Source organism: Micromonospora sp. NPDC005197, from assembly GCF_040608295.1.
Lineage (GTDB): Bacteria > Actinomycetota > Actinomycetes > Mycobacteriales > Micromonosporaceae > Micromonospora.
In genome coordinates this window covers 1-24,727 of sequence record NZ_JBEXHY010000054.1, presented here as the reverse complement: position 1 = coordinate 24,727, position 24,727 = coordinate 1, and the positions used below count along the sequence as shown (strand labels likewise).

The 24,727-nt window shown below is 72.8% G+C and carries 16 protein-coding genes and 1 rRNA gene; 5 read left to right on the top strand and 12 right to left on the bottom strand.

The window, feature by feature from the left end; genetic code table 11:
* Positions 1-15: 15 nt before the first annotated feature.
* Positions 16-1,002 carry a DMT family transporter gene (locus ABZU46_RS18655; RefSeq protein ID WP_354859345.1) on the bottom strand — a complete coding sequence of 329 codons (987 nt, stop codon included), beginning with the start codon at positions 1,000-1,002 and terminating at the stop codon, positions 16-18.
* 120 nt (positions 1,003-1,122) lie between these two features.
* Here ABZU46_RS18655 and ABZU46_RS18650 point away from each other — a divergent pair, with 120 nt between their 5' ends.
* Positions 1,123-2,793 (top strand): DUF885 domain-containing protein, encoded by a 1,671-nt coding sequence (locus ABZU46_RS18650; RefSeq protein ID WP_354859343.1) that lies wholly within the window; start codon positions 1,123-1,125, stop codon positions 2,791-2,793.
* 82 nt (positions 2,794-2,875) lie between these two features.
* On the opposite strand, the gene ABZU46_RS18645 is transcribed toward ABZU46_RS18650, so the two are convergent.
* The 6 genes from ABZU46_RS18645 to ABZU46_RS18620 form a co-directional block, all read right to left on the bottom strand.
* Complete coding sequence (locus ABZU46_RS18645; protein ID WP_354859340.1) at positions 2,876-4,396, bottom strand: DUF6114 domain-containing protein; 1,521 nt, start codon at positions 4,394-4,396, stop codon at positions 2,876-2,878.
* Positions 4,397-4,469: 73 nt separating this feature from the next.
* A complete protein-coding gene (locus ABZU46_RS18640; protein WP_354859338.1) occupies positions 4,470-5,093 on the bottom strand; it encodes a DUF6230 family protein in 624 nt (207 codons plus the stop codon).
* 383 nt (positions 5,094-5,476) lie between these two features.
* A complete protein-coding gene (locus tag ABZU46_RS18635) occupies positions 5,477-6,643 on the bottom strand; it encodes a DUF3068 domain-containing protein (RefSeq protein WP_354859335.1) in 1,167 nt (388 codons plus the stop codon).
* Between the two features lie 91 nt (positions 6,644-6,734).
* Complete coding sequence (locus tag ABZU46_RS18630; protein ID WP_354859333.1) at positions 6,735-7,532, bottom strand: class I SAM-dependent methyltransferase; 798 nt, start codon at positions 7,530-7,532, stop codon at positions 6,735-6,737.
* Positions 7,529-11,803: an alpha-(1->3)-arabinofuranosyltransferase gene (locus ABZU46_RS18625; protein WP_354859331.1), complete on the bottom strand. Its 4,275-nt coding sequence runs from the start codon at positions 11,801-11,803 to the stop codon at positions 7,529-7,531. The genes ABZU46_RS18630 and ABZU46_RS18625 overlap by 4 nt, the downstream gene beginning before the upstream one ends.
* Positions 11,800-13,470, bottom strand: coding sequence for a substrate-binding domain-containing protein (locus tag ABZU46_RS18620; protein ID WP_354859329.1), 1,671 nt, complete (start codon positions 13,468-13,470; stop codon positions 11,800-11,802). The genes ABZU46_RS18625 and ABZU46_RS18620 overlap by 4 nt, the downstream gene beginning before the upstream one ends.
* Positions 13,471-13,727: 257 nt before the next feature.
* Here ABZU46_RS18620 and ABZU46_RS18615 point away from each other — a divergent pair, with 257 nt between their 5' ends.
* Positions 13,728-14,888, top strand: a complete 1,161-nt coding sequence (locus ABZU46_RS18615; protein ID WP_354859328.1) for a glycosyltransferase family 4 protein — start codon at positions 13,728-13,730, stop codon at positions 14,886-14,888.
* A 57-nt stretch (positions 14,889-14,945) separates the two neighbouring features.
* Here the strand turns inward: ABZU46_RS18615 and ABZU46_RS18610 are convergent, their stop codons facing one another.
* Positions 14,946-15,113, bottom strand: coding sequence for a hypothetical protein (locus tag ABZU46_RS18610; RefSeq protein WP_158609830.1), 168 nt, complete (start codon positions 15,111-15,113; stop codon positions 14,946-14,948).
* A complete protein-coding gene (locus tag ABZU46_RS18605; RefSeq protein WP_354859324.1) occupies positions 15,110-16,828 on the bottom strand; it encodes a hypothetical protein in 1,719 nt (572 codons plus the stop codon). Before ABZU46_RS18605 ends, ABZU46_RS18610 begins: the two co-directional genes overlap by 4 nt.
* A 137-nt stretch (positions 16,829-16,965) precedes the next feature.
* On the opposite strand from ABZU46_RS18605, the gene ABZU46_RS18600 reads away from it, so the two are divergent.
* Positions 16,966-19,188, top strand: a complete 2,223-nt coding sequence (locus tag ABZU46_RS18600) for a hypothetical protein (protein WP_354859321.1) — start codon at positions 16,966-16,968, stop codon at positions 19,186-19,188.
* Positions 19,185-20,471, top strand: a complete 1,287-nt coding sequence (locus ABZU46_RS18595; RefSeq protein ID WP_354859319.1) for a polysaccharide biosynthesis protein — start codon at positions 19,185-19,187, stop codon at positions 20,469-20,471. The genes ABZU46_RS18600 and ABZU46_RS18595 overlap by 4 nt, the downstream gene beginning before the upstream one ends.
* 19 nt (positions 20,472-20,490) lie before the next feature.
* On the opposite strand, the gene nudC is transcribed toward ABZU46_RS18595, so the two are convergent.
* Positions 20,491-21,411 carry an NAD(+) diphosphatase gene (nudC, locus tag ABZU46_RS18590; protein ID WP_354859316.1) on the bottom strand — a complete coding sequence of 307 codons (921 nt, stop codon included), beginning with the start codon at positions 21,409-21,411 and terminating at the stop codon, positions 20,491-20,493.
* 197 nt (positions 21,412-21,608) lie between these two features.
* Between nudC and ABZU46_RS18585 the strand changes: the two genes are divergently transcribed.
* Positions 21,609-23,432 (top strand): VanW family protein, encoded by a 1,824-nt coding sequence (locus tag ABZU46_RS18585; protein WP_354859314.1) that lies wholly within the window; start codon positions 21,609-21,611, stop codon positions 23,430-23,432.
* A gap of 27 nt (positions 23,433-23,459) precedes the next feature.
* Here ABZU46_RS18585 and ABZU46_RS18580 read toward each other — a convergent pair whose 3' ends face one another.
* On the bottom strand, positions 23,460-24,416 hold the full coding sequence (locus ABZU46_RS18580; RefSeq protein WP_354859311.1) for a cyclase family protein: 957 nt from the start codon (positions 24,414-24,416) through the stop codon (positions 23,460-23,462).
* 172 nt (positions 24,417-24,588) lie between these two features.
* Positions 24,589-24,705: ribosomal RNA gene (gene rrf / locus ABZU46_RS18575) — 5S ribosomal RNA — on the bottom strand.
* Between the last annotated feature and the right edge of the window lie 22 nt (positions 24,706-24,727).

Genomic DNA, 24,727 nt, shown 5'->3' with positions numbered 1-24,727 from the left:
ACGGCCCGGTCGGGGTCACCTGCGGGCGGGTTCGGCGGCGGGCGCGGCGGGCGTGCCGACGCCGACGCCGACCACCGGGCGGGGCTTGCGACGGCCGAACAGGCCCTGCGCGACCGCGACCCCCAGCAGCACGATGAGCGCGCCGACCGGCTGGTGCCAGTTGAGCCGCTCGTCGAGCACCACGGCGCCGATCAGCACCGCGAAGATCGGAATCAGGTACGTGACGGTGGAGGCGGTGCTCGCACCGGCCACCCGGATGTTGCGCATGTTGATGACGAAGGCGAGCCCGGTGCCGAGCGCACCGAGGGTCAGCACACTGGCCACCACCTTCGGCGACAGCTCGGTGGGCAGCGGCGGCGCACCCGCGACGAACGGGGTGACGACGGCGAGCTGGACGGCGGCGAGCAGCAACTGCGCCGTGGACAGCGAGAGGCCGGAGTGCGCGCTGCCCGCGACGAACCGCTTCTGGTACGGGATGGCGACGCCGTAGCAGGCGGCCGCGCCGAAGCACATCAACTGCCCGACGAAGTGCGCCCCGCCGATGCCCTCCCAGACCCCGAGCACCACGAGCACGCCGAGGAAGCCCAGCCCGAGGCCGATCGCGCGGCGCACGGTCAACCGCTCGGTGCGGAACACCAGCACCGCGAGCGGCAGCACGATCAGCGGCGTCGTCGCGTTCCAGATGCCGGCGAGCATCGACTCGACCCGCTGCTCACCGTAACCGAAGAGGGTGAACGGCACGGCCACGCCGAACGCGGCGACGACGAAGAGGTGCGCCCACACGCGGGGCTCGCGCGGCAGTCGGTCGCGCAGCACCGCGAGGACGACAAGCAGGGTCAGCGCGCCGGCGACGACGCGGTAGAGGGTCAGCTGGACGGGGTGCAGCTCGGCCACGCCGACCTTGATGAACAGGAAGCTGGAACCCCAGATGGCGGCGAGGGCGAAGAAGCCCGGCAGCCAGGCACGCAACGGCGCCTTGTCAGGAGCGATGTCGGTGGTCACTCCTGACAGTCTGCCGGACGGGTACGACAAAGTCCCGCGGCTTTCCGCCCTCTGGATCTGGCACCTGAACACGACAAACGTCGTCGACATCCAGGCGGGGTGGTCACGTAGTGTCGCACTGTGGGACGAATTGATGAACTCGCCAACCGCTACGTGGCCGAGTGGGCGCCGTTGAGCCCCACCGGCGCGACCTACGTCGGCATCGCCGGCCATGACGACCAGCTCGACGACCTCTCCCCCGACGGTTACCAGGCCAAGGCCGACCTCACCCGCCGCACACTCGCCGAGCTTGAGGTGACCGAGCCGGACACCGAGGCGGAACGCACCGCCAAGGAGGCCATGCAGGAACGGCTCGGCCTCGACCTGGCCCGCTACGAGGCCGGCGAGACGACGAGCGAGATCAGCGTGATCGAGAGCGGGCTGCACGAGGTCCGCATGGTGTTCGACCTGATGCCGACCGCGACGGCCGACGACCAGGCCAACATCGCCGCCCGGCTCAACGGCCTGGCCGGCGCGCTGGAGGGTTACAAGACCACGCTGCGCGAGGCGCTCGCCGACGGGCGGGTCAGCTCGAAGGTGCAGCTCGTCGAGGTGGCCAAGCAGTGCGACACCTGGACCGACCCGACCGGGGACAACTTCTTCCACGGCCTGGTCGAACGACTGGGCGCGGACGGCACGCTCGGCGCCGAGCTGCGCCGGGGCGCAGCGGCGGCCACCGCGGCGACCGCCGAGTTCGGCCAGTTCCTGCGGGCCGAGCTGGCCCCGCACGGTCGGGACAAGCAGGCCGCCGGCCGGGAGCGCTACGAACTCGCCTCGCAGTACTTCCTCGGCGCGAAGGTCGACCTGGACGAGACGTACGCCTGGGGCTTCGCGGAGCTGGCCCGCCTGGAGGCGGAGATGCGGGTCGTGGCCGGGCGCATCGCCGGCTCGGGCGCGACGGTCGACGAGGCGGTGGCCACGCTGGACGCCGACCCGGCCCGGACCATCCAGGGCAAGGAGGCGTTCCGCGACTGGATGCAGGCGCTCGCCGACAAGGCCATCGCCGAGCTGCACGGCACCCACTTCGACATTCCGGAGCAGGTCCGCCGGATCGAGTGCTGCCTCGCGCCGACCAGCGACGGAGCCATCTACTACACCGGCCCGAGCGAGGACTTCTCCCGGCCGGGTCGGATGTGGTGGGCGGTGCCGCAGGGCATCACCGAATTCTCCACCTGGCGGGAGGTGACGACGGTCTACCACGAGGGCGTGCCCGGTCACCACCTTCAGGTGGCGCAGACCGCCGTCCGGGCCGACCTGCTCAACCGCTGGCAGCGGCTGCTCTGCTGGGTCTCCGGGCACGGCGAGGGTTGGGCGCTCTACTCGGAGCGGCTGATGGACGAGCTGGGTTACCTGGAGGACCCGGGCGACAAGCTGGGCATGCTCGACGGCCAGGCGATGCGCGCCGCCCGGGTGATCGTCGACATCGGCATGCACCTGGAGTTGGAAATCCCGAAGGACAACCCGTTCGGCTTCCACCCGGGCGAGCGGTGGACGCCCGAGCTGGGCTGGGAGTTCATGCGGGCGCACTGCCGGGTGCCGGACGAGAACCTGCGCTTCGAGCTGAACCGCTACCTGGGCTGGCCGGGGCAGGCGCCGTCGTACAAGGTGGGTGAGCGGATCTGGTTGCAGGCCCGCGAGGACGCCAAGGCCCGCAAGGGCGCCGACTTCGACCTGCGGGAGTTCCACCGGCAGGCGTTGGACCTGGGCGCGCTGGGCCTCGACCCGCTGCGTAAGGCGCTGGCCCGGCTCTGAGCCCGTCGACGACTCCGGGTGCCGGCGGGCCGGCCGCCGGCACCCGTCGCGTCCGCGCCCGGTCCGGTCGACCACCCACCACTCAGGCGAGGGTGAGGGCCAGCGCTGGCCTCGCCGTCAGGGTGTTGCTGGTGACGTACGCCAGGTCGATGACGGGGTCGGTGAACGTGATCGGGATGGGTGAGGTGACCGGGAGGCCGTTCGGCAGCGGCAGGTCCGGAGTCAGCGTGATCTTGATGCCGAGCAGGCGGCCGACGAACCGGGTGGCGTAGAAGGCCACGTCTCCGCTGACGGTCAGCCGGTCGGTCGCGTACCGCTGACTGCGCCCCTGCGGGCCGTCGGCCTGCAGCAGGAAGTCCTCGGTCACCGCCTCCCGCATGCTGAACTTCAGGACCTTGAGGTGCCCCTTCTCGGTGTCCAGTTCGGTGACGCCTTCGAACCGCAGCTCGGTCATCCGGACCGAGGACCCGGTGAGCTTGGACGGTGTCTGCGCCACCCTGGGCAGGGTCGGGTCGTCGGCGATGCGCGGCAGCGGCTTGCCCGGCTCCACGCTGCCGGGTTTCGCCGAACCCGGCGTCGTCGCGCCCGGTCGGCCCGGCCGGCCTGGGGCCGGGCAGGCCGTGGACCCGGGACGGGCCGTCGGTGTGGCGGTCGGCTTCGCCGAGGGCGTGGCGGTCGGGCTTGTCGACGGTGTCGCGGCGTCGCGGCGGTGGCCGCCGGTGAGCAGGTCACCGATCCCGTCCAGGATGTCGGTGACGACGTTGCCGTCCCGGTGCGGGCTCGCGCTCGGTGCCGGTGTGGCGGTCGGCGCGCTCGGAGTGGGCGATGGAGTCGCCGGCCGGGTGGGGCAGACGGTCGCGGCGGGGAGGGTCGGGGCGGCCTGCACCGGCCGTGGCTGGGCGGCCAGGCCGGCGGTGGCGAGGCCGAGCACCACCAGGGCGACACCGAAGGTACGCGGATCAACGGCACGGCCGGACGCGCCCGCGTCGGGGTCCGCCACAGAGCCGGTCCGGCCGTCGGTCGCGTCGGCCGGGGCGATCCCGGCCGGTGCGGAGTCGGCGCCCCGCTCGGGTCGGTGCTCGTCCGGGTGCTGCGGCGCCTCACCCGTGCCCGCCGGCTCGACGACAGCCGGGTCAGCGGCGGTCGGGTCGCTGGCAGACCGCTCGGTGGCGGTCGGCTCGGTAGCGGCCGGGTCAGGGGCGGCGGACGCCGGTCGGGTCGGCGTCCAGGCGAAGGCGAGCGCGCTGCCGACGATGCCGAGCAGCAGGCCGACGAAGAAGCCGCCGAGGTTGAGCCCGATGAGCGCGTAGACCGCCGTGACCGCCGCGACGATCGAGTAGAACAGCCGCTGCGCCGGAGTGAACCAGAGCAGCAGGCCACAGGTCACCAGGATGACCGGGATCAGCAGCGAGAGCAGCCCGGTGGCTCCGCTGTGGAAGCTCAGGCCGTTGATGGTCATCCGGGTGGAGGCGAACATCTCCACCCCGGCCAGGATGGTGAAAAGGCCGCCCCAGAACGGCCGGCTCCGTCGCCAGCGGCGGAACCTCCGCCACGCCTGGGCCGCGTTGCTCGGCCGGACATGGGACGGGTTGGCGGTTGTCACGTACTCCTCCTGGCGGAGCGGGGACGGGGATGGGCGGGCCCGCGGCGGTGAGTCGCCGCGGGCCAGGCTCAGCTCAGAAGCACTCCTTGCCCTTGGCGTCGTCGCCCACGTTGACCTTGAGCCGCAGGCCGACCAGGTTGAACGTTGCCGCGGTCGTGTACCGGGACACCTGCTGCAGGTTGGTGATGGTGACGTGGTCGGCGTTCTGGCCGAACGAACCCTCCTGCGCCGTCGGGTTCAGGTCGGTGGCATCCCGACCAATCTGGATCTTGGTGAACGTCGCGTTGCCGTCGAGCGAGTCCATCGCGATCAGCAGGTCCTCGGCGTGGGCGGGCTGCTTGCCCTCGCCGGCGTTGATGGTGAGCACCACGTCCGTACCGGGCAGGTCGGCGCGGACGGACTGGCAGAGGTTGTACAGGTCGGCGCTCCTGATCTCGGAGAGCGCGATGGGATGCACCTGCCCGTCCTTGCCGTCCTTGCTCTTCTCCTTGACGATGCCGCCGTACTGCTTGAAGCCGTCGCCCTCCAGGCGGTCGGCACCGATCTTGAACGTCTGCCCGGAGACCGTGATGTCGGACGCGATCGCGCCGGTCGACATGCCGAAGAGGATGGCGCCGGCAGCCGCCGTGGCGGGCACCATCATGGCGGCGAAGCGCCGCCACCGGGTACGACCCTGATTGTCTAACCGATCCTGCACGGGTTCCTCCTCGGGTGGATGTGCGCGGCGGCCGTTCGCGGCGGCGGCCCACGCCGGGCCCGTCATCTATTACCGGCGGGTAACGATCGAGCCTGATCGTGCACCCGTTGCGGCGCGGCTCACAACCCCCTGATTACCGGGCGGTAACACACTGCCGCCCACGCGGTGTCGCGCCGTCACGAAATGTGGAGACCATCGACCACAGAGGAGTTTCAAAAGGGCATAAACCAGGTGATCATTCCCGGCAGAGCGACGGAGAGTGACAGCCGCATAGACCGATTACAATCTGGTAACAGATGTAAAGTGCGCAGGTCGCGGGACATGACGAAGGGGTGGACCGCAGTGCGGCCCACCCCTTCGTCATACGTCCGGTCGTACGCGCGTCAGCGCTGCTCCACCCCGCCCGGCGTCGAGCGCTGGGACGGGACCGTCGGATCCTCGGACTTCCAGTTCGTCGTTGCCGGCGGGATCTCGTCGGTCAGCGGACCGCCCTCCCGCTCGCGCTCGTCGTCCCGCACCGCCGGCTGGTCGACCCGGGTCGGCGTCGGGTCACCCGTGGGCATCGGGTCGGCCCGGTGACGCGCCTCGGTCGCCGGCGCGGTCCCGCCCCGGCGGGCCACCAGCAGACCGACGACGATCAGCACCAGACCCAGCACCGCCACGCCGATCGGGGCGTAGACGCCGAGGATGGTGAGCTGGCCACGGCTCTCGTTGGCCCGCTTCACCGACGCCTCGATGGTGGCGTCGTTGTAGGTGAAGTCGGCCTTGAGCAGCGAGATCGGGGTGCCGACATCCGGCACCAGGGCCTTACTCTGCACCTCACGCACCTTGACGTACGACCCGGTGACCGGGTCGACCCAGAGCGTCCGGGTGTTGCTGTAGGTCATCCTGCCCTGGGTCGCACCGGGGGCGAGGGCACCCAGCAGCAGGGCCATCCGGTCGGAGGCCAGGTTCAGCTGCTGGTCGGTGATCACCTGCTCGAACCGGTACGCCTCGAGCCCGTTGACGTCCTCCGTGCCCTTGAACTCGGCCGGCAGCGCCTTCCGCAGATCGCGGTCGAAGACGTCGTAGCTCCGCTTCTCGGTGTTGAACGGGAACTTGTAGACCTGGCCGGCGAACGTCACCTTCTCCCGGGTGCCGGTGTCGTCGAGGTACTGACCGTCCCAGTTCACCGCCGCGCCGGAGACCCGGTCCAGCGCCAGCGTGGCGCCGTACGCGTTCACCAGCTCTTTGGTGTCCGTCCGGTCGACGGTCTGACCGACCGTCCAGACCACCGTGTCGCCCTTGAGGTCGCCACTGAGCTTGGCGGTCTGCTCGCGGTTCGGTGTGACCAGGACGGTGGACTTGAGATCGCCCTGGTGGATCGCGATGGCGCCGTTGGCGATCTGAAGGAAAGTGGCACCCTTCGCCTCGGCGACGGACGTCGACGCCTCCAGATCGTAGGGCAGCTTGGTCATCGCGGGCTTGACGACGAACACCAATCCGGCGGCCAACGCCAGGAGCAGTACGCCGCCACCGAACAGCACGGCACCTATGGCGCGGTGCTTCATGTTTCCTCCCTGGAGGAGCTAATTTCGCCGCTATCGATCAGTGATGTGGCCGCGAGGTTACTACCTGGTCACATTGCAACGCGACCCCCGGTCAGCTCTGTTTTTCCGCCGCGCCGCCCGGTTCCTGACCGGTTCGCCGCAGGACGAGCACGAAGTTCCAGGACACGACCTCGCGTACGCCGGGCACTCGGACCACCCAGCGGGCCCACCACGGGTGGTAACGCGGCAGCGCGTCCAGCACCTCGACGTCACCGCTGCCGCGCGCCCAGCGCAGGGCGTCCGAGATGGTGACCGGAAAGAGTGTCTCGCGGTAGCGGTTCTTCGGCGGCCGGCCCATCCTCCGCTGGTAACGCCGGCGGGCCCGGTCGCCGCCGAGGTAGTGCCAGGGTGCCGTCTCGTGCCCGCCCCACGGCGACAGCCACGGGGTGAACGACACGAAGAGCACACCACCCGGCCGGGTCACCCGGGCCATCTCGTCAAGCATCCGGCTCGGCGCGGAGACATGTTCCAGCACGTTCGAGGAGAACGTCACGTCCACACTGGCGGACCGGACCGGCAGGGCGGTGCCGCTGCCCCGCAGCATGCCGGCGACCGAGTCCCCGGCGGCGGAGAAGTCGCCGACGTCCGGGTCGAGGCCCACGTACCGGGCACCGGCGGCGCGGAAGGCGGAGGCGAAGTACCCCGGCCCGCCTCCGACGTCCAGCACGGTCCGCCCGGCGAGCGCGGTGTAGCCCGCCACCTGACGTACCGAATCCCCGGCCAGCAGACCGTAGAAGTGGTCCGGGTCGGTCTGCTCGACCAGGAACGCCCGAAACAGCGTCACCGAGCGGCCCAGTGTGGCGAACCGCCGGTACGCCCCCCGGTCAGCCACCCCGTCTGCTGTGGTCATCGCGCCATCGTCCCGTCCTCGTCCTGGTCCCTGGTCCGTGGTTCCGGCCGCGCCGGGCCCACAGTCGTCCGCTGCGGGGGCGGGTCCGTCGCCGGCTCGTCCCCGCCCGCCGCCGTTCGCGCGGCCGGTGTGCCGGGTGCCGGGATCACCGCCGCGGTGACCGCACCGATCGCGACAAGCATCGCCGCCTGCACCCACGGGCCGTACGCCCACTCCTGCCCGTGGCCCTGCAACCGGCCCGCCACCGCGGTCACCGTGGCGACCGCCAGGCCGCCGAGCACCACCACCGGCAACGCCCGGATGGCGAGCTGCCGCAGCAGCATCGCGGCCAGCACGATCGCCACCGGCAGCACCCCGCCCAGGGCGGCGAGCAGCACCACCAGCAGGACGCCGATCGCCCACGCCGGGCCTTCGGCCGGAATCGTTCGGTCCACCCCGGCGCGGCGGCGGACCGGCCACGCGGCCAGCAGGAACTCCACGAGCGCGGAGAACGCACCCGCCGCCAGAGCGCCCCGGTACGTCCGGTCCGGCGCGAAGAACAGCCGGACGTCGGCGGCGTCGCCGGCGGGTAGCACCCACGCCTGTTGCCAGCCGTCCACCCGGGTCGTGGCCAGCTTCTGACCAGCGAGGGTGGCCGTCCAGCCGGCGTTGGCGTTCTCCGGCACCACCAGCAGCGCCGCGCCACCGGCGGCCACGCGGACCCGCCGGTCGGTCGGGTCCCAGTCGAGCACTGTCACCTCGCGGTGCCGGGCCGCCGGCACCGCCGCCTCCGGACGCAGGATGGCGTCCTGCACCACGAAACCGGCCGACGGTACGGTCGCCAGCTGGTGGCCTCCCGCCGGGAGGTCCACCACCGCTCCCGTGGTGCCGCAGATCGTGACCGGCGCCGGCCGGCCAGCCAGCACGTCGGCGAGGGTGGAGGCCACCGAGGTCTCGTAGCGGTAGCCGTCCAGTTCGATGGCCGGTCCGGTGCCGCATTTCTCGGTGATCCGGGTGCCGCCGGACAGCGGGCGGAGCAGGTCGTCCAGCGCCGGGATCTCCACCTCGGCGATGCCGGCGGTGGCGGTCCAGCCGTTACCGCGCCGGTCGGCGACCCGCGCGGCGGTTTCCCGGACCACGATCTCGATCCGGTCCGTCCGGACAGCCGGGAAGCGGACCGTCCCGTCCGCGGCGACCGGCAGCACCCGGCTGCGGCCCGGGGTCCGCACCTCGACCTGGGTGGGCAGCGAGCCGACCGGCAGCTCCGCGGGCCGTAGCCGCACCTCGGCGAGGCGTCGTTGCCCGGGCCACCGCAACCGCAGCGTGGGGCGGAGGTCGCCGGTGTCGGCCAGCCAGGCCGTCCCCGAGTCGCCGTCGACGGCCGCGTAGCCGGCGACGGCCGGGTCGCCGGTCAGGTACGAGGAGACGGTGGCCACCACCGGTACGCCGGTCAGGGTGAGCTGACCGGCCGGTCGGGGCACGGCGGTGAGCGCCAATCGGTAGTTGCCCGCTGTGGTGCTGCGGAACACCCGGTCGACGCCGAGCGGTTCCTCGCCGGCACGCGCAAGGAAGCGGTCGCACCGCACCACCGAGCCGGCCGGTCGGAGTCCGGTGTCGCCCGCCGACCCGGCGCCCGCCGCGTCCCAACCGGTGCCGGGAGCGGCTGCCGGGAAACAGGCGGACCGGTCGGCCGGGCCTCGACTGAACGACCAGGCGACCGGCCCGTGGAAGCCCTTGGGCAGGTCGTTCGGCGCCTGGAGGGCGCGGCGGGCGGTGGTGCCGGGAATGGTGAGTTCCCGGATGCCGACCCCGCCGTCGCGTCGTTCCCCGGCGACGCCCAAAACCGTGACCCGTACGCGGCTGGTGGATCCGGGCAGCGTGTAGTACGAGTGCCCACCCAGCGTGTCGGCCACCTCGTGGTCCACCGAGCCCCGGTCGGTGGTGATCCGAAACCGGGTCACCGGCCAGCCCACCCCGAGGTCGTCGACGAACGCCAACGACACGGTGTCCACCGCGCGCGGGGTGTCCAGGTCCACCTGGAGCCACTGGCCGACCGGCCCGGCCAGCGGCGCGGAGTGCCACGCGGTGGCGTACTCGCCGTCCACGGCGGCGAACGGCAGGTGCGACGGGTCGGCGGGGGCGAGGTTGTCCACGAAGCTGGTCGCGGTGCTCGCGCTGACCTCCCGCACCCCCTGGTAGGTGGCGACGGTCTGGTGCCGCTTGCCGGGGAACGGCAGCAGGTCGAGGGCCACCCGACCCTGCCGGCCGGCTTCCGTGGCGGTCAGCGTCTGGCTGACGTTGTCCCGCACCCGGCCGATGTCACGCTCCCGGCGGCGCAGCCCGTCGGTGACGATCCACCGCTCGTCCCCCACCTCGACGCGGTCCCCGGCCAGCACCACCGGCCGGTCCCGTTCCACCAGCCCCTGTTCCAGCAGGGGCAGCAGGGACTCCGGACCGCCGCTGACCGTCGGCACATCGTCGGTGAGCACCGCCGAGGCGGCCGGTACCGGGCGCTGCACCTCGTACACCTCGATGGCCGGCACCGGCCCGGCGTCGTCGTCCACCGGGCTGCCCGGCGTGCGACCGGCAGCGGTCGTGCTCCCGAAGGTCGCCACCCGTGCGAGGCCCGGCGAGTCGGTCAGCGCACGGCGCAGCACCGCGACCGGCGGAGCGTCCACCTGGCTCCGGTCGATGTCGTTGCGCAGCAGCACGTGCCGGAAGCCGGCACGGGCCAGGAAGTCGGCCAGCCCGGCCGACCCCCGACCACCGGCCAGGACGGTCTCGACCGTGTCCATCACCCGCGTGTTGCCGGCCGAGCCGAGCGGGATCTGGTTCCGCACCGCCCAGGGTGCTCCGGCCAGCGCCTGGAGCGGCTCGTCGACAGTGCGCCCCCACTCGTACTGGCCGAAGCCGGACCCGGGCACCATCAACGTCCGGGCCAGCGCGTCCCGGTCGGCCAGCCAGGTGGCCGCGGACCGCCAGTGCGGCGGCAGGTCCGACCAGCCCGGCCCGGGTCGCAGCTGCCCCAGCCAGGCCGGCGCGGCGGCGCCCAGGACCAGCAGCAGCACCGGTACGAGCGCCAACGGTCGCAGCCGGATGCCGGGCCGGCGCCGGGCGGCGGCGTTGTGCAGCCGGGTGACCACCGCGTCCACGCCGTGCGCGAAGCCGAGCATCAGCGGCAGGCGCAGCACCGGGTCGAGTTTGTGCACGTTGCGGAACGGGGCCAGCGGGCCGTCCAGCAACTCCCGGACCGGCCCCGAGAGCGGGCTGTCCAGGCTGCCGACGTAGCCCATGGTGAGCAGGGTCAGCCCGGCCAGGAAGCCGAGCACCAGGAAACGCCGTTCCGGCAGGAGGTTGCCGGCCAACCCGGCCAACCCGATCAACGCGACCAGCGCGGTCAGCGCCATCAGCACGGGGTGGTCGATCAGCAGCCAGCCCGCCGGCCACCACGGATCCCCCTGGACGATGTACGCCACCCACTGGTTGGTGCCCCGGACGGCCTGGAAGAGCGAGGCCACCCCGGTGGTCGTGGTGGACGACTCGATGTAGTCCAGGAACGGCAGGCTGTACTCGCCGAGCAGCAGCAGCGGCACGATCCACCACAGGCACACCGCGACGACACCGACGCACCACCAGCCGACCAGGCGCAGGTGGGCCCGGTCCCAGCGACGGGTCAGCAGCCAGATCCCGGGCAGCAGCAGGGCCAGCACGACCACTGCCGCGTTGATCCCACCCATGCCGAGCACGGCCAGCGCGGAGAGCGCCGCGGCCCGACGTGGCGAGCCGATCCGGCGGGCCTGCACGAGCGGCAGCAGCACCCACGGCAGCAGCGCCGCGGCCAGCGTCTCCGAGGACAGGGCGCCGATCTCGGTGAGCATCCGGGGTGCGAGCGCGTAGCCGAGCGCGGCCGCGTACCGGGTCGGTTCGGTGCCGATGTTCAACGCCCGGGCCAGCCGGAGCAGCCCGTAGAACGCCACCGCCAGCAGGAGCGCGGTCCAGGCCCGCTGCGTGATCCACGCTGGCACACCCAGCAGCTGCCCGCCGGCGAAGAACGGCCCCATTGGAAAGAGGTAGCCGTACGCCTGGTTCTGCAGCTCGCCGGAGGTCGCCTCCGGGTTCCACAGGTGCAGCGCGCGGTTCAGGAAGTGGATCGGGTTCGCGGCCAGGTCGAGCTTGGTGTCGAAGGTGACCTGGCCGGGCCGCTGCCCGAAGGCGATCGCGACGAGCAGCAGCAGCGACAGCGGGGTCCAGGGCGCCCCGCGTACCAGCCGGCGGACGTGCGGTCGGCTCATCGGCGGCAGTCCGGCGGCAGGCAGCTCAGGTCGGCGAGCGCGGAGAAGAAGATCTGCCGGATGCCGCTGGGCTGCTCGGTACGAAACACCCGGCCGCCGGTGACCTTGACGATCGCGTTCAGCTCGTCCGGGTCGACGTCCCGACCCAGCCCGATGAAGATGATCGGTAACGGCCGGCGGGGGTCCTGCAACCGGGTCAGCTCGGCCAGGAACTTCGCCCGGCCGATGCTGTCCTCGTCCTCGTTCCGCCCGTCGGTCATGACCAGCACCAGGTTGATCCGGCCGGGCGTCCAGTGCTGCCGGGCGTCCTGATACGCGGCCAACGTCGCGTCGTACAGCCCGGTGCCCCCGCCGGTCTTGACCCGGACGGCGGCCAACCGGTCGGCGAGCCGGGCACGCTGGGCGCGCAGCGGGGCGACGGGCAGGATCTCCCGGTAGTCCCGGTCCCCGTCCACCTTCGTGGAGAAGACCCAGATACCCAGCTCGCTGTTGTCCAACAGCAGACCGGCTCCCTCGCGGGCGGCCTTCACGGTCGCCGCGAGCCGGGTCTCGCCGGTGCCGGGCACCGGGGCTGCCATCGAGCCGGAGACGTCGATGACGGTGAGGATTCGCGCGCTGCGCTGCACGCCGCTCCAGCCGTTCAGCACCTCGGTGACCGTCTCCTCGGCGGGCAACGGCACCGGTCGGCGCTCCTCGGCCCGCAGTCGACCGTCGTCGGGAATTGCCGGAGGGAAGCCGGACGCCGTCCGGAAGCCGAACCCGAGCAGCGTGTCCCGGGACTCGACAGTGAGCAGGTTGGTCAGGAAGCCCGCGGCCGCATCCCGGACGTGACCACGCGCGGCGGGCAGCACCACGTACGGCAGGTCCAGCGACGGCACGCCGATCTCCGGGTACGCGGCGACCAACCTGTTCGAGCCGGCCAGCGCGTTGTGGTCGAGCACGGCCTGCTCGCTGGCCGCGACCGCCTGGGCCCTGTTGGCCAGCCCGCCCCCAGGCGCCAGGACGCCCCCGCCCTCGCCGGCGGAGAACGTCTCGCCCGCGAGCCGGCGCAGCACGGCCGCCATCGCGGCAGCCGGTTGCCGCTCACCGGCGACCAGCGCGCGTACCCCGAGCAGCGCGGCGACCCCGGACGGGTCGGCGGCCGGGTCCGGCACTCCCACCGGAGTCGGACGGGCCTTCGGTCCGATCAGCGACGCCCAGGTCACCGGCTTCGCCGGCCACCCCAGCCGGCGCGCGGTCGGCTCGGTCACCGCGAGCACCACCGGGGTGCTCGCCACCGAGGTGCCCTCGCCAGGCACCTCGAAGGCCCCGCCAGCCCGGGCCCGGCGCAGCCAGAACGTGGATTCCGGCAGCCAGGCGTCGGCGACGTCCACCGCGTTGGCCAGGTCCCCGGCCACGGTGGCGGACTCCCGGGCCTGCACGTCGATCGACACGCACGGCTGCCGACCGACGCTTGCCCGCACGATCCGGTCGAGGGCCGGAGCGATCACCGGCGCGGCGGCCACCCGCAGCCGAACCCGCTCGGCGCACTCCGGCACGCCCCGGTCCGCTCGCACGTAGGCCACGGCGGCCCAGCCGGTCAACAGCAGCACCAGGGCTGCGCTGAGCAGCACCACCGGGGAGCGACGGAAGAGGGAGCGCACCGGCGCGAGTCCGTTGCGCAGCACCGCCGGCCACCTCCTCGTCACGTACCGGCGCGTCCGTGCGCAGGTCGGAATCCATCGCGGCGGTCGGGCGGCGCCACCTGGACGCCGGCCGCCGCACGCGGTTGCGTTGCACACCCTGCCAAGGTTTTCCGTCGCCGGCAAACCCCGATCGACGAGCGGTTATCCGAGTTTCGCTGCCGGTGCGACCCATTGCGCCCACCGGCCGGGCAGCCCTAGGGTGGCGCGATCGTGCTCACTTACTCATCGGTAGGAGCAGCGTGGACCCCTCCGTCGCCCCCACACGCCACGTCCTGTTCCTCAACTGGCGCGACACCACCAACCCGGAAGGTGGTGGCTCCGAGGTCTACCTCGAGCGGATCGCCGCCGAACTGGTCGCCATGGGCCACCGGGTGACCCTGCTCTGCGCCGCGCACGGCAACGCCGGTCCGGCGGAGACCACCGCCGAGGGCGTCCGCGTGCTGCGCCGCGGTTCCCGGCACACCGTGTACGCCCGCGCCGCGCTTACCTGTCTCGCCGGCCGGTTCGGCTTCGGCCCGCTCGGCCGGCGCGGCCTGGGCCGGCCCGACCTGGTGATCGACGTCTGCAATGGGGTGCCGTTCTTCGCGCCGCTGTACGCCGGCCGCCCGGTGATCGCGCTGGTGCACCACGTGCACCGGGAGCAGTGGCCGGTCGTCTTCGGCCCGTGGATGGCCCGGCTGGGCTGGTGGATCGAGTCGTGGTTGGCCGTCCGGCTCTACCGCCGCTGCCGGTACGTCACCGTCTCGGAGGCCAGCCGGGCGGAGCTGGCCGCACTGGGGGTGGCCGCCGAGCGGATCGACGTGGTGCCCAACGGCACGCCCCCGGTGACCGGCCCACCGTTGCCGCGCACCCCACACCCGTCGCTGCTGGTGCTCGGCCGTCTGGTCCCGCACAAGCGGGTGGAGATCGCATTGCGCGCCGTCGCCGAACTGATCGGCGAGCTGCCCGACCTGGAGCTGGTGGTGGCGGGCCAGGGTTGGTGGGAGCAGCCGCTGCGGGAGCTGTGTGACTCGCTCGGCATCGCCGACCGCGTCCGGTTCACCGGCTTCATCAGCGAGGAGGAGAAGCACGCCGTACTCTCCTCGGCCTGGGTGGCGCTCACCCCGTCGATCAAGGAGGGGTGGGGGCTCACCATCGTCGAGGCCGCCGCGCGCAGCACCCCGACGGTGGCCTTCCGCTACGCCGGCGGGGTCGCCGAGGCGATGGTCGACACCGAAACCGGCCTGCTCGTCGACGACGAAGCCGAGTTCACCGACCAGGTGCGCGAACTGCTGGCCGACGACGTGCGGCGCAAGGCGATGGGGGAGGCGGCGCTGCACCACGCGTCCCGCTTCACCTGGACGGCGACCGGGGCCCGCTTCGCCCAACTGGTGACCCAAGCGACCGGCCGGGCCGACTGACTCCGAGCACCACGAAAAGGGCACCCGCGACCAGCGGGCGCCCTTTCGTCGTCTGACTTAGCGCGTGCCGTACAGCGGAGGCTCTGCGCCCTGCTCACCATTGACGTTCGTGGTGGCAGCCTCCTTGGCGGACGGGCTGAGCACATTCGCCAGACCGACGCTACCGAGCAGGCCGAGCACGACCCCGAGCACCCCGACGGCAACGAATGCGGGCAGGTTCCTCATCCACCTTCTCCTTCCGCGGGACTCGCGTGCCGGGACGCTACCACGCGGTAGCGTGCGCGCGCAGTGCCCGAAAAACCGATGGCCAGCACCACCGTTCCGGCCAGCAGATGGGCGAGCCCGACCGGTCCGGGCCGGGTTGGCGCGGGCGGTGGAGACCAGCGCGGGTTCTCGTACAGGGTCAGCTCTGGCCCATCGTGGACGATCCGCAGCCCGACCAGGGACGTCGCCGGCGGCGCCGGCCCCGCCGCCCGCTGCACCAGCACCCAGCGCGGGCCGGCCGCCGACACCGGCGTCCCGGCGGCGAGGAGTTCCCGCACCCGCGCGGCGCGCAGATCCTCGCCGGCCACCGCCAGCCCACCAACGCGCAGCGTGTCGTCGATCAGTACCGGCACGCCGAGGTACCGGGGCGCCGGGTCGATCACCACTTGGCCGCGGTTCCACCCGTAGCGCTGGTACTCCTGGAACGGCAGGGAGATCACCTCACCGGGCCGCTGCTCGACCAGCCGCGCCACCGCGGTCCAGTCCGCCGGCCAGGCCACCGGTCGGAGCCGACCCGCAGCGCCGAACGCCAGGTCGGGCAGGAGCGCCACCGGCAGCAGCGCGGCACCGACCAGCAGCACCCGACCGGTGGCCGGGTCGAACCGGGCGGCGAGCCGGTCGGCGAGGCGTTCCGCGCCGAGCGCCCCGGCCACCGCCAGGGCCAACGCGTACGGGATGAGCAGCTTCTGACCGTCCCGGATCAGACCCGCGCCGGGCAGCGTCGCGACCAGCCAGCCGAGCAGATCCGCGCCGCCGGGCAGCGCACCGAGCGCCGCCACCAGCCACGCACCTGCCGCGAGCAGGCCGAGGCGGCCGGCCACCGGAGCGGGCCAGCGCCGGAACAGCAGCGGTACGCCGTACCCGGCGACGGCCAGCACCAGCACGGTGACCAGGGGCACCAGCAGCGCACCCCGGGAGGCTGGCGTGGTCTGCCCGTTCCAGATGCCACCGGTGCCGGCGAGCGCCACCAGCGGCCCCGCCCAGTTCTCCGCCCGGGCCGCGAACGCCAGCACACCGGCCGGGTCCGACCTGCCGCTGCCGGTACTCACGAAACCGGCCACCAGCCACGGCGCGTTGAGCAGCACCGTCGCGCCCAGCGCGGTCGAAACCGCCCGGGCCGCCCCCGGATACCGTCCGGGCAGCAGCACCGCGATCGCCACCAGCGCGATCACTCCGCCACTCGGGGTGATCGCCGATGCCGCCGCGGCGAGCAGCAGCCGCGGCAGCGCGCCGGGCCGGCCGGTCCGTACCCCGATCGCCGCCCGGACCAGCCACGGCAGCGCGGCGTACGCGACCAGCAGTCCCCACTGGCCGACGAGCAGCCGCTCGGCCAGGTACGGCGTCCAGGCGTACCCGAGGGCGGCCACCACCCGGACCGCGACCCGGTCGGTCGGCACCAGCCGGGCCGCGCCGAGCGCCGCGAGGTAGATGATCGCCACCAGCACCAACCGTTGCAGCAACCAGCCCGGCACGAGCTGGTTGGCCAGCGCCACCACGGCGTCCTGCGGGACGGCCCGGGGCAGCGCCGAGGCCGGGGCGATCACCTCCCAGCTCAACGCCTGCCGGGGCACGAAGACCATGTCGTAGCGGAGCACGTAACCGGGGAGCAGCAGCGGCGTCAGGACCACCGCCGTGACGGCGGCGGCGACGCCGTGCGGCACCATCCGTTCGCGCATCCTGACGACCCCACCCCGATCCGGCCCGACCACCCGTCGCGCTGGTGGCGGCCACTGTACGCGGACCACCCGGCGGCCCCCGAACCATCCGTTGACCTGATGGGGCGGCCCGTCATCCGTGTGGCAGTCTTCCCGCCATGGCATTGACCGGATCCGAGGTGGGCGCGGCGCGTGGCGAAACCGGCGGGGCCGGTGGACGGGTACGCACCGATCCGATCCGGCCCCTCGCCGTCACGATGATCGTGGTCAGCGTGCTGTGGCGGGCCCAGATCGCCTCCCGCGGTTACCTGGCGGCCGACGACTACGTGCTGGTCACGCAGTCCAGCGAATCGGCCCTCACCCCGGGCTTCCTGCTCACCCTCTACAACAACCACTTCATGCCGGGCGGCCGACTGCTCACCTGGCTGGTGACCGACGCCTTCGGGCTCACCTACTGGCCGTACGTGCTGTTGATGGCGGCCGGTCAGGCGGTGCTCTCCGTCGCGTTCTACCGGCTGCTGCGCGACCTGCTGCGACCGAGCAGGCTGCTGCTCGTCCCGCTCGGGATGTTCCTGTTCAGCCCGCTGACGCTGGAGGCGACTTCGTGGTGGGCGGTCGGGGCGAACATGCTGCCGATGCAGTTGAGCATGGTGCTCGCCGTCGGCGCCCAGCTCAGGTACGTCCGCACCCGCCGCAAGCGGCACCTGCTGTCGCTGGCTCTCGCCGTACTGCTGGGTCTGCTCTTCTTCGAGAAGGCACTGCTGGTCGTACCGCTGGTCTTCCTCTTCACCGTCTGCTTCCTCACCGACGGCGGGCCGGTCCGCTCGGTGCTGACGACGCTGCGTCGCTGGTGGCCGTCCTGGCTGGTGCTGACCGCGCTGGTCGGCGCGTTCGCCGCGGTCTACCTGCAGCGCGCCGAGTCGTCCGTGCGCCGGCCGGAGTCGGTGGGTGAGGTGCTGTCCTTCTTCACCCAACTGTTCGGTTCCACGCTCGTGCCGGGTCTGCTGGGCGGGCCCTGGGGCTGGCTCGGCGCGGGGGACGGGTCGCCGGTGGTCGCGCCGCCCGACCTCGGCCGCTGGATCTCCTGGGCGGTCTTCGCCGCGCTGATCGTACTGACGGTGAAGCGGGACCGCAGGGCCACCCGCGCCTGGGTCCTGCTCGGCGGCTACCTGATCATCGCCACGACGCTGCTGGCGGCCACCCGGCTCGGCTCCGTGTTCAGCGGCGTCGCCGGCGGGGTGCCCCGCTACGTCAGCGACGCCGTGGTGGTCGCCGCCATCTGTGTCGGTGTCGCTCTCGTCGGGGTTGCCCGACCGACGCCGACCGACGGCGAACCGACCGGCGGCGAGGCGTCCCCGCCCGCCGGGGCTCCCGCACCGTCCGCTGACGCGGAGCCGGCCGCCGCACCGAGCGCGGCAGAGCCCGACGTGCCGCGCTCGGAGCCGTCGCCGGCCGCACCGCGCTCCGGCGTCGCGGCCTACTCGTCCCGGGCCGGTGTGATCCACGCCGAGGCCCCGGACGACCCGTACCACGGGCCGGCCGCCGAGCCGAGGACCGAGCCGGATCCCGAGTTCGATCCGGAGCCGGCAGCCGAGGCCCCGGCGACGGCGCGGCCCTCCGCGGAGCGCGAGCCGGACGTCCCGGCGTCGTCCGCGGCCGGCGGACGGGAGCGGCGGCCTTCGACACCAGTGCCGCCGGACTGGCTGGGGCCGGTGCCCGAGCGGTACCGCGAGGTCGTGACGGCTGGTCTGGCGCTCCTGCTGGTGGCGGCGATGTTCGGCACGGTCTGGACCACGTCGCGCTACGGCGACGAGTGGGCGAAGAAGTACGGCCGGTCCTACCTCGACACGGCCCGGATCGAGCTGGCCAGCGCCCCGCCCGGCACCGTCTTCTTCGACGCGCCGCTCCCGAGCGAGGTGTTGTCGAATCTGTCCTGGCCGTACAACTATCAGTCCCGGTTCTTCGCCGCCGCCGGCTCCCGCCCGGAGTTCGTGGAGGACACGGAGAACGCCTCGATACTCGACGGGCTGGGGCGGGTCCAGGTGGCCATCATCCAGGGCAGCAACGTCGTGCCCGGCCCGCAGGAGGGCTGCGGCTACCTGGTGCAAGCCGGTCAGACCGTCCGGATACCGCTGGACAAGCCACGGCACCACTGGGACTGGGTCGTCCGCATCGGGTACCTCAGCTCGGCCGATGGCACTGCGGTGCTGCGCTTCGGGCAGGGCAGCCACACGTTCCCGGTCAAGAGGGGCCTGAACCAGCGCTTCTTCGAGATCACCGGCGGTGACGGCGCGGTGGAGCTGACGGTGACCGGCGGGCCGGACCTGACGCTCTGCACGAACGAGATCAGCGTCGGCGACGTGGTACCGAAGCCCGAGTGACCACCGAGGAACCCCGGCTGGTGGCGGACCCGGCCCAGCCCGGTGCGGCGAAGCGCCCCGCCCGCGACACAGGGGTCGTGCGGCTCGGTGTCGCCGGAGCGGCGGTCACCGCCGCCACCATGCTGACCAACGGGTTGGCCTACCTGGTTCCGATGCTCGGTGCCCGCCAGCTGACCGCCTCCGACCTGGGTGCGCTGGCCACGGTGCTGGCACTCGGCGCCATCGCGGCGGTGCCCGGGTTCGGCCTGCAGATCGCGGTGGCGGCCCATCGCGCCCGGTCGGGGCCCAGCGGGACGACACGACTGGCGCTGCGCACCGCCGCCTTCACCGCCGGGATGACCCTCGTCGCGGCACCGGTACTCACGGTGGCGCTCCGGCTCCCGGTCGCGCTGACCCTGCTGCTCGCCCCGACCACCTTCGCCACCGTGCTGGCCGGTCGCTGGCTCGGCGAGCTCCAGGGTGACCAGCGGTTCCTGCGGCTCTCGGGCGCGATGACCGGGCTCGCCGCCGGGCGTTACGGCGGTCTCATCGTCGGGCTCGCCCTCGGCTGGGGACCGGTCGGCTCCCTGCTGCTCGGGACGCTGGCCGGCTTCGTCGTCCTCCCGCTGCTGGCCCGGCTCGCCGCGCCCGCCGCCCCCAGCGGCCCGGCCCTCGGCGTCCCCGGACCCGGGGTGGCACCAACCCTCGCCGACGACCGCGACCGCACCCTGAGCGGCCGGCAGGTGCTGACGGCGTGCGGTGCCACCCTCGCGATGCTGGTCATCTCGTACGCCGACCTGCTCCTCGCCCGCCAACTCCTGCCGGCCAGCGGCTCCGGCGGCTACGCGGTCGGCGCGGTCCTCACCAAGGGCGCGCTCTGGGCGCCGCAGGTGGTCACTCTGCTGGTGCTGCCGCGGCTGGCCTCGGGCGACCGGCGGGCCCGGGCGCTCGCGCTGGGGCTGATCGTGGCCTGCGGTGCGGTGCTGGTGGCCGCCGCAGCGGTCGCCGGTGAGCTGGCCTTCCGGCTGGTGGGCGGGGCGGACTACCTGCACCTGGCCGGCGAGGCCCCGCTCTTCGCCGCCACCGGCGCCCTCTACGCGGTGGTGTTCATGCTGGTCAACGAAAGAGTGGCGACCGGTGCCCGCTGGCCGGCCGCGCCGCTCTGGGTGGCCACCGCCGGCCTGGTCGGTGCGGCCCTGCTGGTGGCGCCGCGCACGGTCGAGGGCGTACTGAGCTGCGCGCTGGTCACCGCCGCGCTGACCGCAGCCGTGCTGGTCTGGCTGGCCCGCCCCGCGCGTGGCTGAACCCTGGGCGCTGCCCGGGTCAGTCGCCCGCTGCCAACCAGGTGCTCAGCAACTGGTGATCGATCGAGTCGACCCGGCCGAGTGGACGACCGGCGGCGACCCGCTCGCGCAGCTCCGCCCGGCTGAACCAGCGCGCCTCCAACAGCTCCACGCCGTCCACCCGCACCTCCTCGGACGCGACGCGGGCCCGGAAGCCCACCATCAGCCCGGCGGGGAACGGCCACGCCTGCGACCCCTGGTACGCCAGGTCCGTCACGGTGACACCGGCCTCCTCGGCCATCTCCCGCCGGACCGCGTCCTCCAGGCTCTCGCCCACCTCGACGAAGCCGGCCAGCGTCGAGTACGCGTCCGCCGCCGCGCCCGCGTGCCGGGCCAGCAGGCAGCGCTCCGGCGAGCCGGGCGCCTCGACCAGCACGATGATCGCCGGTTCGATCCGGGGGAACAGCAGCCGACCGCACTCCGCGCCGGAACAGGTCCGCACATGCCCGCCACCGCCGGCGACGGCCGCCGCGCCGCAGGTGCCGCAGTACCGCTGCTGCCGGTGCCAGTGCAGCAACCCCCGGGCGTACGCCTGGGCCGCCGCGTCAGCCGGGTCGAGCCGCCCGACCAGGGCCCGTACGTCGACCGCCCGCGTCGCGCCCGCCATCTCGACGGCGGCGGGCTCGCTGAGCCCGGAGAGGTCCACGGCGAACACCGCGACGTCCCCGTCGAGCCCCAGGAAGACGGTCTCGGCGGCAGCCGACCGGACGAGCGACGCGCGCTCGGCCGTCAACCGGACCGGCCCGACCCCGTCGACCAGGCAGCGGTCCCGCCACAGCGGCAGCACCACGGTCGTCGGGTCGGTCAGCAGCGCGTCCAGTCGAGCGGTGTCGGTACGCAGCGCGCCCGCCCGCTCCAGCCAACCGCCGCCGTACGCCAACACCCGCTCCGCAGCGTCCACCCCGCCACCGTGCCACGGCGGCGACCCGGCGTCGGCACCGACCCCGGCCCTGGCTCGCCCCCGGCCCACGCGACACGCCGAACGACACGCGGTGCCAGCGCAGAGCGGGCGCAGCCCGCGCGGACGGCCGAGCATTGGTTACCGTGGTGTCCTCCGGGAGGGGGGACCTCCCGTGGCACCTGGCGATCGAGGTTGCAGTGACGCTGTACGGCGATGAACGTCCACCCACCGACGACCGACCCACCGTGCAGGTCACCGCGGTCACCTGGCCGGACGACGGGCCGGATCCGGTCACGCCGCCCACGGCCACCGCCGAGCCGGGCAACGGTGGACGCCGTCCCCGCCGGGTGCGGATGCTGCTCGCGGCCGGCGTCACCGGCACCGTCCTCGCCGCCGTGGCGGGCGCCGGCGCCTGGGCGTACGCCGGGGACGTGCCCCGGGGCACCAGCGTGCTCGGCGCCGAGCTGGGCGGTCGGAGCCGCAGCGCCGCTGACCGGGAGTTGCGGGCTGAGCTGGACCGGCGGGCGGCGGCCCTCGCCGCGCCACTGCGGGTCACGGTCGGGGAGCGCACCGCCGAGATCAACCCCGCCGAGGTGGGGCTGAACGTCGACGTGGCGGCCAGCGTGGCCGCGGCGGCCGAGGCCGACGCGCACCCGGTCAGTCGGCTGGTCGGCTCCCGAACCGTCGACCCGGTGGTCACCATCGACGCCGACCGGCTGGACGCGGCCCTGCGCAAGGTGCTCGGCGACCAGGTCCGCCCGATGACGATGCCGGCCATCACCTACCAGGGCACCACCCCCAAGGTCGTACGCCCCAAGCCGAGCCTGGCGTTCGACCCGCAGCGCTCCGCCGACGCCGTCCGCACCGGGTGGCTGGCCGGCACCCCGGTCGCCGTGCCGCTCGTGGAGAGTCAGCCGGCGACCACCGCCGAGGAGCTGGACCGGTTGGTCGCCGAGCTGGCCAAGCCGGCGGTCGCCGCGCCGGTCACCCTGCGCACCGACAAGGGCTCCGTGCAGGTGCCACCGGCGGCCATCGCGAAGAGCCTCCGATTCACCGCCGACAAGGCCGGCAAGCTCACCCCGGCGGTCGACGTCAAGCGGCTGCGCGCAGCCCTCGGCGACGACCTGCTCGCGATCGAGGTGCCCCCGAAGGACGCGTCGATGACCATCTCCGGCGGCCGACCCAAGGTCACCGACGGTCGCGCCGGCCAGCAGCTCGACACCGCAGCCCTGGGTCGTGACCTGTTGGCCGTGCTGCCGAAGTCGGACGGACGCGAGGTGACCGGCGAGCTGAAGGCGACACCGCCGGAGCTGACCGCGGAGAAGCTGGCCGGTCTGGGCATCAAGGAGCGGGTGTCCACCTTCACCACGCGGTTCACCGGTGGCATGGCGTCGTCGCGCAGCCAGAACATCGCCACCATCGCCAAGGAGGTGGACGGCACGGTCGTACTGCCGGGCAAGACGTTCTCCCTGAACGGGCACACCGGCGAACGTGGCTACGCGCAGGGCTACCGGGACGCGCCGGTCATCCTGGACGGCAAGCTGGTGCCGGGCGTCGGCGGTGGCACCTCGCAGTTCACCACCACCCTGTTCAACGCCACCTACTACGCGGGCCTGGAGGACGTCGAGCACAAGCCGCACTCGTACTGGTTCGACAGGTACCCGGCCGTCATCGAGTCGACCATCTTCTGGCCGAGCCTGGACTTCAAGTTCCGCAACAACACCGAGTACGGCCTGCTCATCGACACCTCGTACACGTCGAGTTCGGTGACCGTCTCGATCTGGAGCACGAAGATCTACGACAGCGTGAAGACGGAGTACGGCCCTCGGCGCGACATCACCACCCCGAAGGTCATCCACCTCGAACCCGGCCCGTCGTGCATTCCGAGCAACGGCATCAACGGCTTCGCCCAGGACGCCTTCCGGGTCATCAAGAAGGGCGGCGTGGTCGTCAAGCGGGAGAAGTTCACCTGGCGCTACGACGCGGAGCCCCGCTACGTCTGCGGCCCCAAGCCCTCCTGAGCCTCCACGGCCGCCCTCACGCCGTGGTCAGAAGGTGGCGATCGGGTTGACCGGGCTGCCGGACGTGCCGGCGAAGCGGACCGGCGCGACGGCGAGCTGGAAGTCCCACTGGCCCAGCTCGGCGGCCGTTGTCGCGCACGCCTCCAGGTCGCAGTTGTCGAGCAGCCACAGACCCATCGCGACGAGGCTCACGGCGTGCACCGGCATCAACACGTCGTCGTACCCCGACGGCTGTACGTCCTGCGGAGTGTCGGCACCGATCAGCGCGACCTGCCGTTCGTGCAGCCACGGCAGGCAGGACGCAAGCCAGCCGGCCTGCGTGAAACCGCTGGCCACACCGGATTCGTGCCGGAAGCGGCCGTAGCCGGTGCGCAGGAGCACCGCATCGCCGGGTCGCACCTGGACACCCTGGCGGCGCTCGGCCTTCTCCAGATCCTCGGGAACGACACCCTGTCCCGGCTCCAACCACGGCACACCGCGGGCCCCCGCGACGTCCAGCAGCACACCACGGGTGACGATGCCGTTCGCCGCCGCCGTGACGGCCGCCCACGCCGATCCCGTCGCGGCGTCGACCAACGAGTGCGAGCGGCCGTTGTACATCGTGCCGTCCCAGAAGAGGTGGCAGGGCGAGTCGATGTGGGTGATGGTGTTGCCGTGGAAGGTCATGCCGAGCCGCTCGGACGAGAAACCCCATCGCCGATCAGCGTGGAAGGCGGCCACCAGCATGTTCAACGCGCCCGGCATGTCGGCGGCGCACGGGCACGACATCGTCGACCGCTCCATCTCCTCCGGTACGGCGACCTCCCACGCGCAGGACACGCTCCGGCCGTGGCGCACGGCCCGCGCCGCCGCCAGCCGAACGTCGTCGGTGATGTGGTTCAGGGTGCCGAGCTCGTCGTCGTCACCCCACCGTCCCCAGTTCGACAGCGTGTCGAAGTATCCGAGCACGTCGTCCTGAGTGGGCATCGGTCGCTCTGGGGTCATCCCCGCATCGACTCCTCCGGTCACGCGGTCTGATCCTTCGCCAGGAGGTCATCCACAGGAACGAGCCTAGGCCAGGTATCGGTCACCGGCATCGGGCGCCGAGCCGGGGAGACGCAGAGGCGGAGACGCAGAAAAGGCCACCCCTGTTGGGGGTGGCCTTTTCTGGAAGATTGTCCGGCGGTGTCCTACTCTCCCACACCCTCACGAGTGCAGTACCATCGGCGCTGGAGGGCTTAGCTTCCGGGTTCGGAATGTGACCGGGCGTTTCCCCTCCGCCATGACCGCCGTAACTCTATGAACATATCAAACAA

Bases quoted from the DNA above. Each gene is read 5' to 3' on its own strand.
- ABZU46_RS18635 (WP_354859335.1), bottom strand. From the start codon at position 6,643: ATGAAGCACCGCGCCATAGGTGCCGTGCTGTTCGGTGGCGGCGTACTG.
- ABZU46_RS18630 (WP_354859333.1), bottom strand. From the start codon at position 7,532: ATGACCACAGCAGACGGGGTGGCTGACCGGGGGGCGTACCGGCGGTTC.
- ABZU46_RS18625 (WP_354859331.1), bottom strand. From the start codon at position 11,803: ATGAGCCGACCGCACGTCCGCCGGCTGGTACGCGGGGCGCCCTGGACC.
- ABZU46_RS18610 (WP_158609830.1), bottom strand. From the start codon at position 15,113: ATGAGGAACCTGCCCGCATTCGTTGCCGTCGGGGTGCTCGGGGTCGTG.
- ABZU46_RS18605 (WP_354859324.1), bottom strand. From the start codon at position 16,828: ATGCGCGAACGGATGGTGCCGCACGGCGTCGCCGCCGCCGTCACGGCG.
- ABZU46_RS18600 (WP_354859321.1), top strand. From the start codon at position 16,966: ATGGCATTGACCGGATCCGAGGTGGGCGCGGCGCGTGGCGAAACCGGC.
- ABZU46_RS18580 (WP_354859311.1), bottom strand. From the start codon at position 24,416: ATGACCCCAGAGCGACCGATGCCCACTCAGGACGACGTGCTCGGATAC.